This window comes from Phenylobacterium sp., from assembly GCF_035569475.1.
GTDB lineage: Bacteria > Pseudomonadota > Alphaproteobacteria > Caulobacterales > Caulobacteraceae > Phenylobacterium.
Window position 1 is genome coordinate 37,886 of record NZ_DATMNA010000020.1, and the last position, 14,048, is coordinate 51,933.

12 protein-coding genes are annotated in these 14,048 nt (G+C 69.0%); 4 read left to right on the plus strand and 8 right to left on the minus strand.

What is annotated here, in order from left to right; genetic code table 11:
• Positions 1–95 precede the first annotated feature (95 nt).
• The 4 genes from VNW53_RS02960 to VNW53_RS02975 form a co-directional block, all read right to left on the minus strand.
• Positions 96–482 carry a PIN domain-containing protein gene (locus tag VNW53_RS02960; protein ID WP_325553540.1) on the minus strand — a complete coding sequence of 129 codons (387 nt, stop codon included), beginning with the start codon at positions 480–482 and terminating at the stop codon, positions 96–98.
• Positions 483–485: 3 nt separating this feature from the next.
• Positions 486–725: an antitoxin gene (locus VNW53_RS02965; RefSeq protein WP_325553541.1), complete on the minus strand. Its 240-nt coding sequence runs from the start codon at positions 723–725 to the stop codon at positions 486–488.
• A 207-nt stretch (positions 726–932) separates the two neighbouring features.
• Positions 933–1,943 (minus strand): LLM class flavin-dependent oxidoreductase, encoded by a 1,011-nt coding sequence (locus VNW53_RS02970; RefSeq protein ID WP_325553542.1) that lies wholly within the window; start codon positions 1,941–1,943, stop codon positions 933–935.
• Complete coding sequence (locus VNW53_RS02975; protein ID WP_325553543.1) at positions 1,943–2,866, minus strand: alpha-L-glutamate ligase; 924 nt, start codon at positions 2,864–2,866, stop codon at positions 1,943–1,945. Before VNW53_RS02975 ends, VNW53_RS02970 begins: the two co-directional genes overlap by 1 nt.
• 163 nt (positions 2,867–3,029) lie before the next feature.
• Between VNW53_RS02975 and VNW53_RS02980 the strand changes: the two genes are divergently transcribed.
• Positions 3,030–4,625, plus strand: coding sequence for a GMC family oxidoreductase (locus VNW53_RS02980; RefSeq protein ID WP_325553544.1), 1,596 nt, complete (start codon positions 3,030–3,032; stop codon positions 4,623–4,625).
• Positions 4,626–4,640: 15 nt separating this feature from the next.
• On the opposite strand, the gene VNW53_RS02985 is transcribed toward VNW53_RS02980, so the two are convergent.
• The gene (locus VNW53_RS02985) at positions 4,641–5,273 is read right to left on the minus strand and encodes a response regulator transcription factor (RefSeq protein WP_325553545.1); all 633 of its coding nucleotides are present in this window, start codon (positions 5,271–5,273) and stop codon (positions 4,641–4,643) included.
• Between the two features lie 418 nt (positions 5,274–5,691).
• Here VNW53_RS02985 and VNW53_RS02990 point away from each other — a divergent pair, with 418 nt between their 5' ends.
• Complete coding sequence (locus VNW53_RS02990; protein WP_325553546.1) at positions 5,692–7,524, plus strand: PAS domain S-box protein; 1,833 nt, start codon at positions 5,692–5,694, stop codon at positions 7,522–7,524.
• Here the strand turns inward: VNW53_RS02990 and VNW53_RS02995 are convergent.
• A complete protein-coding gene (locus VNW53_RS02995) occupies positions 7,487–9,025 on the minus strand; it encodes a cytochrome-c peroxidase (protein WP_325553547.1) in 1,539 nt (512 codons plus the stop codon). The genes VNW53_RS02990 and VNW53_RS02995 overlap by 38 nt on opposite strands.
• A gap of 507 nt (positions 9,026–9,532) precedes the next feature.
• Between VNW53_RS02995 and VNW53_RS03000 the strand changes: the two genes are divergently transcribed.
• Together VNW53_RS03000 and VNW53_RS03005 are read left to right on the plus strand one after the other, a co-directional pair.
• Positions 9,533–9,925: a response regulator transcription factor gene (locus VNW53_RS03000; protein WP_325553548.1), complete on the plus strand. Its 393-nt coding sequence runs from the start codon at positions 9,533–9,535 to the stop codon at positions 9,923–9,925.
• Between the two features lie 77 nt (positions 9,926–10,002).
• Positions 10,003–11,565, plus strand: coding sequence for an ATP-binding protein (locus VNW53_RS03005; RefSeq protein ID WP_325553549.1), 1,563 nt, complete (start codon positions 10,003–10,005; stop codon positions 11,563–11,565).
• 104 nt (positions 11,566–11,669) lie between these two features.
• On the opposite strand, the gene VNW53_RS03010 is transcribed toward VNW53_RS03005, so the two are convergent.
• Both VNW53_RS03010 and VNW53_RS03015 read right to left on the minus strand, forming a co-directional pair.
• A complete protein-coding gene (locus VNW53_RS03010; RefSeq protein ID WP_325553550.1) occupies positions 11,670–12,695 on the minus strand; it encodes an aldo/keto reductase in 1,026 nt (341 codons plus the stop codon).
• Positions 12,696–12,744: 49 nt separating this feature from the next.
• Positions 12,745–13,791 (minus strand): NAD(P)-dependent oxidoreductase, encoded by a 1,047-nt coding sequence (locus VNW53_RS03015; protein WP_325553551.1) that lies wholly within the window; start codon positions 13,789–13,791, stop codon positions 12,745–12,747.
• Positions 13,792–14,048 lie beyond the last annotated feature (257 nt).

Genomic DNA, 14,048 nt, shown 5'->3' on the forward strand with positions numbered 1-14,048 from the left:
TTCTGCGGTTCAGGCTCGGCGACCCAAAACGCCTGGGTCCCCGCTTTCGCGGGGATGAGCGGTATTGAGTAGGGACCCTAGGGATCCGCCGCCGTTCACCAGGCCAGCAGATCAAGGCCCGGAATGTCCTGGAAGCCCGCCGGGTTCTGGGTGACGAGCGTGGCGCGGTGAACGAGCGCCTGGGCGGCGATCATCCGGTCCAGGAGCTTGCGCCGCGAATAGCCGGCGGCCTCGACGATCGCCCGGTAGGCATCGGCGTCTGCGTCGCCGAACGCGAGGACAGGCATCCGCTCGAGAATCTCATCGAGCCTGAGGCGTCGCGCGAGCGCGTCCGCCGGATCGCGGTGAGCGCCGCCTTCGAGTTCGATACGGGTTACGATCGAAAGGACCGCCGAGGTCGACAGGGCCGCGACGCGGTCTTCGATCTCCGCCTCGCCGTCGCGAAGACGGATCACGATGTTGGTGTCCAGCAGGTAGGCCAAGAGTCAGAGGCCCGGGCGTTCAGGCAATTCCTCTTCGTCGCGCACTTCGATGCTGCTGGGTTTCGGAAGCGCCCGGAGACGGTCGATGAGCTCGCGCATCGGCGGCTTCTTCGGATAGATCGTCAGCACGTCGCCGGAACGCACCACGGTCACCTCGACATCGCGGCCAAAGGCCACCTCCTTCGGCAACCGGACGGCCTCGCTGTTGCCGCTGCGAAAGGTCCTGCTGTCGACAACAGTCATCGGAGCCTCCGTGTCATCACGTGTATATACACGCTGCGAGGAGTCGAGGACAAGACTCGGCGCGTGAGCTGATCGTTCAACCCGCAAGCCGGCTCATAGAGGTTTGGCGCCTGTCAGCGGCAGGGGCGTGAATTCGGTATTGTGTCCCAAGACCGCCCCACCTCCCGCCGCTTCGCAGGGGAGGTAGGGCGGGCGGCCCCGCCTAGCTCAGTTGATCACCTTCTCCGCGAACCGCTCCATCTCCTCGTACTGCGGGCTCATCTGCAGCAGCAGCAGGTCCAACCCCGCGGCTTCGTAGGCGGCGACGCGTTCCTTGATCTGCTCGGCCGTGCCGATCAGGCCCGGGCGCAGGCCGCGGTTGGAGACGGAGTACTCCGCGATCTTCATCTCGCGCTCCAGCTGGGTGCCGGAGAGCCACTGGTCGTAGTTGCCGAAGCCGGGGGCGTTGGGGTCCAGGGTGGTGATCCGGGCGACCTCGGCCTTGGCCTCCGCCTCGGTGTCGCGGACGATGGCGTAGGCGGCCATGCCGAAGGTCATGGGCGGCTTTCCGGTGGCGGCGCGGCGAGCGCGCATGTCGGCGATCTTCTCGGCGATCACGTCCACGGTATCGCCGTGCATGACATAGGCGTCGCACTGGTTGGCGATCAGGGTCTTGGCCGCCTCGGACTCGCCGCCGGCGTAGACCACGGGCTTGCGGACCGGCTTCGGCTCGCAGATGGCGTCCTTGAGCTGATAACGGGCGCCGTCGTGGGTGAACTTGGGCTCGCGCCACAGGCCGTCGACCACGTCCAGCCACTCCGACGTGCGGCCATAGCGGTCGTCGTGCTGGTCGAACTGCAGGCCGTAGCTGGTGGCCTCTTCCGCCCACCAGGAGGAGACCACGTTCAGCGCCAGACGGCCGTTCGAGATGTTGTCGATATTGGCCGCCTGCTTGGCCAGCAGGGCGGGGTGGTGGAAATTCGGGCGGACCGCCACCATCAGCTCAAGGGTGTCGGTGACGGCGGCCAGCGCCGCGGCCGTCGACCAGGCGTCCAGCGCCGGCTGGTCGGTCCCCTTGATGTCGTTGAGGTTGAGCTCGGCGACCAGGGTCAGGTCGTAGCCGATCTTCTCGGCCCGCTGGCAGAGGCGCTTTGTGTAGTCCCAGGTCGCGGCCATGTGCTCGTCGGGGACATTGCGCAGCCAGCCGCCGAAGACCGGGGTCCAAAACCCATACCTCATCAAGCGGCAGCCTTCTGTTGTGCGGCGATCAAGGGGAGCAGCCAGTCCACCAGCCGGTCATGTGGGTCCCAGCCCAGCACCTCCAGCGGCTTGGCCACGAAGTTGGACATGGCGTTGAGGTCGTAGAACCTCGCCCGCCCGTCGCGGTCGTCGATCATGTATTCGATGCCGCCCACGTCGAGGCCGCTCATCACCGCCACGCGCTCGACGGCGCGTACGATGTCGGCGGGCGGCTGGAAGGCGCTGATGGTGATGGTGGGCTTGTCGACCATGCAGACGTCCGCCGGACAGAGGTCGAAGGTCGAGCCCGCGCCGTCCAGCGCCAGCGCATAGAGCAGCTTGCCGTCCAGCATCTCGCAGCGGATGACGCGAGCGTCGCGGGCCGGGACGTAGGCCTGGATCAGGGCCACGCCGTCGACGCCGACCGGGGTCAGGTTGTCCGCCACGGCGGCGGCCAGCTCGTCCTCGCTGTCGTAGCGGATCATGCCCGTGCCTGAGCCGCCGACGTTGACCTTGACCATCACCGGATAGCCCACCTCCGCCGCCAGCCGCACCACGTCCTCGCGGCGGTGGGCGACGCGGGTGGCGGGGATGTCGAGGCCCGCCTTGCGGAAGAGGCTGAGCTGGCGGGCCTTGTTGGTGTCGTAGGCCAGGACGCCGGGGCCGTTGATCACGCGGGCGCCCAGCGTCTGCCAGTGGTCCAGCGCCGCCAGGCTGTAGAACAGGGCGTGCTCCTCCTGGCGCAGGAAGGAGGACATGGCGAGCCGGTTCAGGATCACCGGCGCCGGCAGGGCCGTGTCGGCCGGGTCGAAGGTGTGGGTCTGGATCGGCACGGCGGTCCAGTCCACGCCCCGGCGGTCCAGGGTGGCGAACAGGGCTTCGAACCACTGCGGGTGCTCGTAGAAGACGGCGAGGTCGGCCAAGGCGAAGGACTCCGGAACGCTCCTGCGCGGCGCTCACGCCGCGTCAGGCGACCAGATAGTTCACCGCGCGGCGTTTGGCATCCCCGCTTTGCGCCCGACGAAGCCGGCCGTGTAAGAAGGCCAGGGGTCGCCGAGCCGGCGGGGCTCGAACTGCGGAGGGCCGGTGGCCGAGACGTTCGACTACATCATCGTCGGCGGTGGCTCGGCCGGCTGCGTGCTCGCCAACCGGCTGTCGGCCGATCCGCGCCGGCGCGTGCTGCTGCTGGAGGCCGGCGGGCGCGACGACTGGATCTGGTTCCACATTCCGGTCGGCTACCTCTTCACCATCGGCAATCCGCGTTCGGACTGGATGTACCAGACGGACCCGATCCCGGGCCTGGGCGGCCGCACGCTGCACTATGCGCGCGGCAAGGTGATCGGCGGCTCCTCGGCGATCAACGCCATGATCTACATGCGCGGCCAGGCCGCCGACTACGACGGCTGGCGCCAGCTTGGCCTGACCGGCTGGGGCTGGGACGACATGCTGCCGCTGTTCCTGGCCCAGGAGGACCACATCGCGCCGGGGCCGCTGCACGCGGCGGGCGGCGAGTGGCGGGTGGAGCATCCGCGCATGCGCTGGGCCGTGCTCGACGCTTTCGCCGACGCCGCCGCCCTGGCCGGCATCCCCAAGGTCGACGACTTCAACACCGGCGACAACGCCGGAACCGGCTACTTCCAGGTGAACCAGCGCGCCGGCGTGCGTTGGAGCGCGGCGACGGGCTTCCTGAAGCCAGTGCTGCGGCGCCCCAACTTGAAGCTGGAGACGGGGGCCCAGGTTGGCCGCGTCCTGGTGGAGGCCGGCCGCGCGGTGGGGGTGACCTGGACCCGCGACGGCCAGGCCTTCGAGGCGCGCGCCAACGCCGAGGTCGTGCTGGCCGCCGGCGCAGTCGCCACGCCCCAGCTTTTGGAGCTTTCCGGAATCGGCGACGGGGCGCGGCTTTCGGCGCTGGGCGTCGAGACGGTGAAGCACCTGCCGGGCGTGGGCGAGAACCTGCAGGACCACCTGCAGGTGCGCCCCTACTATGGGGTCAGCGGCGTGCCGACCATGAACGCCCTCTACGCCTCCTGGTGGCGCAGGCCGCTGATGGCGCTGGAATACGCGGCGCTTCGGCGCGGGCCGATGTCGATGGCCCCGTCGCAGCTCGGCGCCTTCGCCCGCTCGTCGGACGACCAGGCGACCCCCAACCTGCAGTTCCACGTCCAGCCGCTGTCGCTGGAGAAGTTCGGCGCGGCGCTGCATCCCTTCCCGGCGATCACCGTCAGCGTCTGCAACCTGCGCCCGACCAGCCGCGGGTCGATCCATGCCGCCTCGCCGGACCCGGCCCAGGCCCCGCGGATCCAGCCCAACTACCTGTCGACGCGCGAGGACGAGCGGGTGGCCGTGGACGCCCTGCGCCTGACCCGCCGCATCATGGCGCAGCCGCCGATGCAGCGCTTCTCGCCGCAGGAGAAGCGCCCGGGCGAGGCCGCCCGGTCCGACGCCGACCTGCTGCAGGCCGCCCGCGAGCTCGGCACGACCATCTTCCATCCGGTGGGCACGGCGAAGATGGGCCTGGCGTCGGATCCGATGGCGGTGGCGGACGAGCGGCTGCGCGTCTTCGGGGTCGGGGGCCTGCGCATCGCCGACGCCTCGGTGATGCCGGCGATCACGTCGGGCAACACCAACTCGCCCACCATGGCTATCGCCGAGAAGGCCGCCCGGATGATCGCAGGCGGCTGAGGCCCGCGGCCGGCTTCAGGACGGGGCCGCCTCGCCCGAGGTCCGCAGCTTCTCCGCCATCAGCACCAGGTCGACGACGGATGCGGCTTCCATCTTCTTCATCAGGCTGCCGCGGTGGACCTTCACCGTGATCTCGCTGACGCCGATATCGCCGGCGATCTGCTTGTTGAGGCGCCCGGCGACCACCAGCGCCATCACCTCGCGCTCGCGTTGCGTCAGCGAGCTGAAGCGGTCGCGAAGCCGTGCGATCGCTTCGTCCTTCTGGCGATGGCTGCGGTCCCGTTCGAGGCCCGACTGGATCGCGTCGAGCAGGTCCTGGTCGCGAAAGGGCTTGGTCAGGAACTCGATGGCGCCGCCCTTCATCGCCTGGACCGACATCTGAATGTCTCCGTGGCCGGTTATGAACACGATGGGCAGGTAGATGCCCCCGTTGGTGAGCTCGCGCTGGAAATCGAGGCCACCCTGGCCGGGCAACCGCACGTCGAGCACCAGGCAGCTTGGGCCGTCCGGCCGCCCCGCCGCCAGGAACTCCGACACCGAGCCGTGCAGGCTCGTCTGCAGGCCCACCGAGCGCAGCAGGCTGCCCAGCGCCTCCCGCAGGCCGACGTCGTCGTCGATGACGATCACCGTCGCGGGCGCGTCATCCATGGCGCGGGATCCCGGCGGCGGGCAGGCGGCCGCCAATCCCATCGACGCCGCGGTCGGCGCCTGATCGTTCGAGCAATTGAAAGCGCTCCATTGGACCGTCCCGAGGGGAACCCGATCAGACTCGAATATTCCCTGAAACCTGCGGACAATACAGGGCCTCCGCGCCGGAAAATGCGGGGTCGATCCCGCCTTGCCCGGCGGCGGCCGAGGCGAGGCCGGCAAAGGCCCCCAACCGCAGCGGCGCCGGGCGGCTTGCGATCTATCGTCCATGATCTCAGTATGGTGTTCCGATCCCTCGTCCGGGATCAGCGAAGCGGCCATGGCGGGCCGGACAGTGGATAGGCGGACGAGATCTTGAATCTCAGCATCGGCGGGCGCGGTCGGCTTCGCGGCGCTGACACGGAAAGGTCTGCTTAGGATGGCGGGCGCTCCGGCCACGGGCAGGCGCACGGGCGCAGAGCTCTTCTTCGGCGGAATCGCGCTCGCCTTGCTGAGCGTCATCTGTTTCCAGGTCGGCGCCGGGGTCGCGCCGACGGCCTTCGTCTATCTGGCCGTCATCGTGCTGGTCTCCCTGCGCGGAAACCTCATTTCAGCGGTCATCCTCTCGATCGCCGCTGTAATCTGCTTGGCGTTTTTCGTCGCATTTCCAGTCTTCAATTTCGAGAATTACGTTCCCGAAGACATCATTGTCATCAGTGTTTTCTTGCTGACCTCGCTGATTGTAACCCGGCTCGTCAATAACATAAAGAAGCGCTCGGACGCGCTATTGGAAAGTGAAGAGCACTGGAAAGAAGTCTTCGAGCAGAACCCGAACATGTATTTCATGGTCGACGCGACAGGGAAGGTTCTCTCCGTGAACTCCTTCGGCGCCATACAGCTTGGCTGCGCGGCTGGAGATCTGGTCGGCCAGCCCGTACTCGACGTGTTCTGCGGCGATGACCGGGAATTTGTTCAAAAAAATCTTGATATATGCCTGGAAAATCTGGGTCAGACGCGGAGTTGGGAAGCCCGGAAGATGCGGAAAGATGGCACGCTGATCTGGGTGCGTGAGAACGCCAAGGCCGTGCGGTGGGCGAAGGACGAGCCGATCTTCCTCGTGTCCTGCGAAAACATCACCGAGCGCAAACACGCCGAAGAAAAGCTCCAGCAAAGCGAGGCCTTCCTCTCCGAGGCGCAGCGTCTCAGCCACACGGGCAGCTTCGCCTGGCACGTTCCGACCGGCGACATCTCATGGTCGGACGAGATGTTCCGCATCTATGAGCTCGATCCGTCGATCAAGCCCACCCTCGAGCTGATCCTGCAGCGGACCCATCCCGATGACCGGGCCCGACTCCAGGAGCGCTTCGTCGGGCGGCGAGAGATCTCGATCGGCGAGGACGAGGTGCGGTTGCTGATGCCGGACGGGCGGGTCAAGCACGTCCGGGCGCTGAGGGGCACGGCGGAGCCCGAGTACGCTCGCACCCTTACCCTGGTCGGTTCGGTCATCGACATCACCGAACGCAAGCAGGCCGAGGAGGCCTTGCGGCAGGCGCAGGCGGATCTCGCGCGGGTCGCCCGCGTGACCACCATGGGAGAGCTGACCGCCAACCTGGCGCACGAGGTGAGCCAGCCGATCACCGCGGCGGTCACCAACGCCAACGCCTGCCTGCGCTGGCTGGCGGCCGACACCCCCAATCTGGACGAGGCGCGGGCCGCCGCCGGGCGGATCGTGAACGACGGAACGCGGGCCGCGGAGATCATCAGCCGCACCCGGCAGCTCTTCGAGAAGGGCGCGCTGGACCGGGAGCCGGTCGACATCGACGACGTCATTCGGGAGACCATCACGCTCCTGAACGGCGAGGCCGCGCGTAACGCCGTGTCGGTCCGGCAGCTCCTGGCCGCCGGCTATCCCGAGGTGATGGGCGATCGCATCCAGTTGCAGCAGGTGGTCATGAACCTGATCATGAACAGCATCGACGCCCTGAAGGACGTCGAGGACGCCCGCGAACTGCTCATCAAGTCGCAGCGGACCGGCGACGACGAGGTCCTGGTCTCGATCAGCGACAGCGGGATCGGGCTGCCGCCGGAGCGGGCGGAGCAGCTCTTCGAAACCTTCTTCACGACCAAGCCCCATGGCACCGGCATGGGCCTGTCGATCAGTCGTTCGATCGTGGAGGCGCATGGCGGACGCCTGTGGGCCGAGCCCAACACGCCCCGCGGCGCGGTCTTCCGGTTCACCCTGCCGACGGAGGTCGCCTCGCCGCCGGCGTGAAGGCCTTGGCGCTCTTCAGGGCGGCAGCGGTCGGCGCGTACCCATCTGACAGGGTCTGCATGAAGGCGACGATCGCGTCTTCCTCCGCGTCCGTCAGGCCCAGGCGTCCCACGTGGCTGGTGTTCATATTCTGGGTGGTCTCCGGCGCCGGCCAGCAGGTCGTCCCCTCGCCGGGATCATGGGCCCCGCAGCGCGGCAGGGTGTCGCGCGTGTTGTAGAAGTGCACGATCGCCTTCAGGCTCGTGAAATAGCCGTTGTGGCCATAGGCTTTGACGAAGGCCGGGTAGGGCCGCTTGTCGACATTGCGCAGGGTGGGCGTCTGCACGCGGCCCTGGTTGGCCGCCGCCAGCTTGAGCCATCGCGCATCCACAGCGGAGGGCTGGCTCAGCAGGCGCCCGTTGTCGAGGAAGGTCCCGACGCCGCGATCGACGTAGCGGGGTCCATCCGGATTGGCGACGTAGCCCAGGCGGTCGGGCCGATCCTCGCGATAGAACGGAAGTCTCGGGTTGGCCGGGGTTCCGATATTGGCGGCCGTGAAGTCGGTGAACAGGGGGTCTTCGCCGGGGCCGCCGTCGCGGTGGCAGGCGTTGCACTGGCCCTTGCCCTTGAACAGGGCGTAGCCCAGCTCTTCCTGCGCCGTGAACTTCGCCTTGCCCGCCAGCATCGCGTCGTATTTCGAGGTGAAGTTCGTGTCTTCGGCGGAGGCCTCGTAGCCCGCGATGGATTGCGCCATCTGGTCGAAGGTGGCGTTGGCGCGGCCGCGATCGGCGGCGCTGAGACGCACCGGGAGCGGGTTGGCGGCGGGCGCCGGGCCGGGCCGGTTGCAGACGTTCTCCACATCCTTCGGCCACGCGATCGCGAAGGCCTGGGCGCCCCATAGCTTTTCGAACATGGCCCGGTAGGGCCGTTGCGAGGCGCGATAGACGGCGCAGGCGATGTCGGGCAGGCCCATCTCCACGGGGTTGGTGGGCGGCCCCTCCGCCTGCTCGGCGGCGGGGTTGCCCAGCCGGCGGCCGGTGGCGCGCATATCCCAGAAATTGCCGCCCACGAGGTCGCCCTGCCCGGGATTGTAGTGCAGGACCGGCGAGAGGGCGGCGTAGGCGTGCGATTGCGGCTTGCGGCTGCTGAAGCGGGTGCGCACGGATCCCGGATAGGCGCCGGTCGTCCGGTTCAGCTCCGACACGCCGCCGGCGAAGCCCGCCTCGGGCGTGTGGCAGAAGGCGCAGGCCTCGTTGCGGTTCACCGAGAGCTGCTTGTCGAACATCAGCAGCTTGCCGAGCAATTCGGTCTGCTGGACCTGGTTGTCCGGCGGGGCGGCGAGCCGTGTCAGGGCCTGCGCCTCGGTGCGGTCGATCTCGGCCTCGATCTGGGTGATTTCCTTCTGCGCCTGAGGCGACAGCGAGCCGCCGTCCTGCCCCGGGCTCGGCGCCTCGGCGCCCAGGGCGGCGCCGATGACGACCGCCGCCGCCGCCGCCAGCCATTGGGCGCGCGGGGCCCTCACCTTGGGCCAGCCTTGCCCGGGCGCGGCCTTGCAGGCGCAATGACGAGGCTGTCGATGACCGGCCTCCTCAATTGGGTCGTGCGCCGCGCGGGTCTTGACGCCAGGCGCCCGGGGCCGCGCGGCCGGCTCGGAGACTGGGGACCCTCAGCCGTCCATACCTTCGTAATCGTTGTCGCTTTCCCACCCATCGTCAATCTCCGGATTGGTCGGCGCCGCGAGCGCGACGCTAGGCGCGGCTGGCCGCCGGGTCCTTGGGCCCGCGCTGAGATTTCCTGAGGCGCCCCGCGCCGATCGTGTCCCCGCGGCCCGGCGGCGGGCGGGACGGCCTCTTGTTCCGGCCGAAGGCGGCGGAACCCCAGGCGGGGAGGCGGCCTATACGCAGGTATAGGTGTCGCACAGCCGAACGACAGGCGATCCTTCCGAAAAGCTGAGTGAAATGCACCCCCCGTGCAATGGCCAGCGGCCACCGTGTTGAGCGAGTATCCTCGCCTAAGTGAGAGTGAGCCCTTGGCAAAGAACATTCCGATTTCGATCGTCGACGACGACGAGTCGGTTCGCGACGCTATGGCGGGTCTGATGAAATCGTACGGCTATCTCGTTGAGACGTTCGATTCGGGCGCGAGCTTCCTGAACTCCGACCGCCGCACGCGCACCGATTGCCTTATCGCCGACGTGCAGATGCCGGGGATGAGCGGGTTCGAACTCCACAGTCAGCTCGTCGCAGCCGGCGAACCCATTCCGACAATCCTGATCACGGCGCACCCCGACGAAAGGGCGCGCGCCCGGGCGATAGAGGCTGGCGTGCTTTGCTACCTGGCCAAGCCGTTCAGCGAGGACGACCTGCTCAAGTGCATCCGCAGGGCCGTCGAGCAGCAGGGGGCGAATGGGAGACGAATATGACCTTGGCTGAAGCTGCCGCATCGGCGCCTGCCGCGGCAGGCGGCGTTCATCTGGACCCCTTTCATCGGCCGCAGGCGATGAGTGCGGAAGACCTCCCGGAGAGCCGGGGCCTGGGCCAACTGGTGTCCATGGACGCGGCGCGGTTGAACGGTTCGGGCGCGCGGGCGCTCCTGTTCGGCCGGTTCCGCCTGGTTCTACGGAGCCGCGAACTGCTCGCCGACGGCGTCCCCGTCGCCATCGGAAATCGCGCGCTCGACGTTCTCATCGCCCTGATCGAGGCCTGCGGCGAGTTGGTCACCAAGGACGAACTGCTGACTCGCGTCTGGCCGGACACCACCGTCGAGGAGAACAACCTCCAGTTCCAGATCTCGACCCTTCGCAAGGCGTTGGGGGCGGATCGCGACTTCATCCGCACGGTCTCCGGGCGCGGCTACCGGTTCGTCGCCGAGCTCGCCGTCGAGCGGCGCGCAACCCGCCCGGACGGCGGGGCCGGCGCCTGGGATCAATCCCCGGCGAATGTGGTCCAGTTCGTCGATTCGCCGCCGCCCGGGGCCCTGCCGGCGGCGAGGTCCGAACTCGTCGGGCGCGCGGCCCAGCTCTCGGATGTCGCCGCGCTCGTGGCGGCCAACCGGCTGGTCACCCTGGTCGGCGCCGGCGGCATCGGCAAGACGCGCCTCACCCTGGAGCTCGCGCGGCGTCTGGCGCCGAGCTTCGAGGACGGCGTGAGGATCGCCGAGCTCGGTCCCCTGTCGGATCCGGGGCTTGTCCTGCCGACCATCGCCGCGGCCCTGGAGCTGGGCGGCGCGGCCGCCGGGCCGGAGCGTCTCGCGGCCGCCCTCGGCCCACGCCGCCCGCTGCTCGTGCTTGACAACTGCGAGCATGTCATCGACGAGGCGGCGGCCGTCGCCGAGGCGCTGCTGCATGCCAACCCCTCGCTGCAGATCATCGCGACCAGCCGGGAGCCGCTGCGGGCGGAGGGCGAGTGGGTCTATCGCGTCCCCCCGCTCGACGTGCCGCCGGAGGGTGAGGAGGCCTTCGAGGAGGTGCTGCAGCACAGCGCCGCCCAGTTGTTCATGGCGCGCATCAGCGCCGCCCAGCCCGCGACCTCGCCCGACCGGCGCGTCGGCGCGGCCGTGGCGAAGATCTGCCGCCAGCTCGACGGCGTGCCCTTGGCCCTCGAACTCGCCGCGGCGAGCGCGGCGGCGCTCGGCATAGAAGGTCTCGCGTCGCGGCTCGACGACCGCCTGAGCCTGCTGACCGAGGGCCGTCGCACGGCGCCCACGCGCCAACAGACGCTGCGGGCGACCCTCGACTGGAGCTATGAGCTGCTGTCCGAACCGGAACGCGCGGTCATGCGGCGCCTCGCCGTCTTCGCCGACGACTTCACGATGGAAGCCGCAAGCGCCGTCGCGGCGGGCGAGGACGTGGCGGCCGCCGATGTCGTCCGTTGCTTGGCGGGCCTGGTCACGAAATCGCTGGTCGCCTCCGATGTCGGGGGGCCGGTGCCGTACTATCGGCTGCTCGAGACCATGCGGGCCTACGCGATGGAGCGGCTCGCCGAGAGCGGCGAACTCGAAGCCGTGGCGGCGCGTCATGCCGCCGTCGATTTCGATCCTTTCCAATGCGTGGAGGCGCCCTGACCGGGTGCTGCGATCTCCGGCGCGGCCGCGCGGGCCTGCAGCGCGGACCCGACCGGATCGCCCTGTCGGCATAGGCCGTTTTCCCGGTCGAGTCCGCACGCGGATCAGGCGGCTGCGCGCGCCGGCGGCGCCATGAATTCCGGCCCGACCGGCTCGGCGATCGTCGCGGCCAGGATGCGGTCGACCTCGGCCTTGTCGGCGGCGTCGAGCCGCCATCCGGCGATCTGGCCGATGGGCTGCAACTGGCGAGGCTGGCGCGCCCCCCACAGAGCCGTGTCGACACCCTGGTCCAGCATCCAGCGCACCGCCAAATGGATCGCGCGCTTGCCGAACCGCCGCTGCGCGAGGCGGTCGAGCAGCTCCACGGCGGCGAGATATTGCGCGAAGCGCGGCGGCTGGAACTTCGGATCGGTGCGGCGCAGGTCGTCGCCATCGAACCTGGTGTCCGCCCGCATGCGGCCCGAGAGCAGGCCCCGGCACAGGGCGCCGTATCCCAGGGTGGCGATCCGGTTTTCGCGGCAATAGGGCAGGACCTCGGCGTCGATCTCGCGCTCGAAGAGATTGTAGGGCGACTGCAGCACGTGCAGCGGCGCGACGCTGCGGAAGCGCTCCATCTGCGCCACCGAGAAGTTGCTGACGCCGATCGCGCGGATCTTGCCCTGCTCGAACAGGGCCCGCATCGCCTCGGCGGTCTCTTCCATCTCGACCTGGGGGTCCGGCCAATGGACCTGATAGATGTCGATGTAGTCGGTCCGAAGCCGGCGCAGGGAGTCTTCCACTTCCTGCAGGATCCGCGCGCGGCTGGCGTTGCGGAACACGCTCCCGTCCTTCCACTCCAGGCCGACCTTGGTGGCGATGAGCACGCGCGACCGCAGCTTGCCCTCGGCGATCGCCTTGCCGACGACCTCTTCCGAACGGCCGAAGCCGTAGGCCGGGGCCGTGTCGATGACATTGACGCCATGCTCGACCGCCGCGCGGATCGTGGCGATCGATTGGGCGTCGTCGGTTCCGCCCCACATCCATCCGCCCATCGCCCAGGTGCCCAGCGCGACGCGCGACGCCTTGAGCGATGTCCCGGGAATGTCGGCGAACTCCATGTCCGCCGAAGGCGCCTCGGATTGCTGAACCATGATCGTATTTCCTTGTTGGGGCGGTCTCGGCCTGTCGCCGCCGCGGGACTCAGCCGACCGTGAGCGGAGGAACGAGATAGAGGCCCGCCTCCTCGGCCGCGATGAGGCCGAGCGCGCTCCAGTCGAGATCGGCGTAGCCGCGGGAGAGCCCGGTGATCAGCCGGTCCCGCACGACGCCGACCGAGGGCATGGGCGAGCCGGCGCATTCGGCTTCGGCAAGCGCCAGGCGGACATCCTTGAGCACCAGCGGGAGCACGAAGCCGGGCGCGTAGGACTGGCTGGCGATCTTGTCGCCATAGATCCTGTGCGCCCGGCCGCCGAACATCGTGTTGGTCATGACGTCGATGAAGAGCTGCGGATCGAGCCCGCGCTTGAGGAACACGGCGACGGCCTCGGACATCATCTCCAGGGCGGTCGCGCTCATCATGTTGCCGAGCAGCTTGATGAGGTTTGCGTGCCAGGGATGGTCGCCGACCACGAAAGTCCGTTGCGAGAGGCTGTCCAGGATCGGCTGGCAGCAGTCGATGTCGGCGGGGTCGCCGGCGGCGATGACGAACAGTTGGCGCGCCTGGGCGGCCTGCGGATTTCCGAACACCGGCGCGGCGACGTAGCCCTGCCCGAGACGGGCATGCTCGCCCGCCAGGCGGGAGGCGGCGGCCGTGCTGATCGTGCTCATGGAAAGGTGGATTGCGCCCGGCTGCAGGCCTGTGCCAAGTCCGCGGACGCCGTCACCGCCAAACACAACGTTGCCGACCGCGGCGTCGTCCGGCAGCATGCTGATGACGACCCTGCAGCCGAACAGGTCGGCGATGTTCGTCGTGGGCCTGATGCCGAGGGTGGCGAGCTTTTCCATCTGCTCCGGCGCGCGGACGTAGGCCACCACCCGCCCGCCGTCGGCGGCCAGGTTCGCGGCCATGGCCGCGCCCATGCGGCCAAGGCCGACAAAGCCGATTTCACCTTGCGCGGCCAGGCGGACGCCGGACGCGGCGGAGCCGGTCCGCTCGCTCGGCGCGCCGCCGACGGTTTCGCGAACCTCCGCCGCGGGGCGGTCACGGACGGAGCCTGGGTCGGCGGCGTGTCTTGCGTGTCCGGGCATCGTCGACTGTCCACCTTGCCGCGACCTTGGAAAGGGTGCGGCCGGCCCCGGGGGGGAGGGGGGCCGGCCGCTTATGCGGCCATGGGGCTGGGGGCAAACTGGCCGCATACGGACCCGATCGGGGCGGGCCGGGTCCGATTGCGGGCAAGACTAAGGCCGGCGCCGGGCCGAAATCCCTGGGGCGGCGCTGAGTTCTCTTGAGAAGACCTGAGGGCGGGCGCCGCGCTCCCGGAGCGCCGCGCGATGCGGCCTTGGTC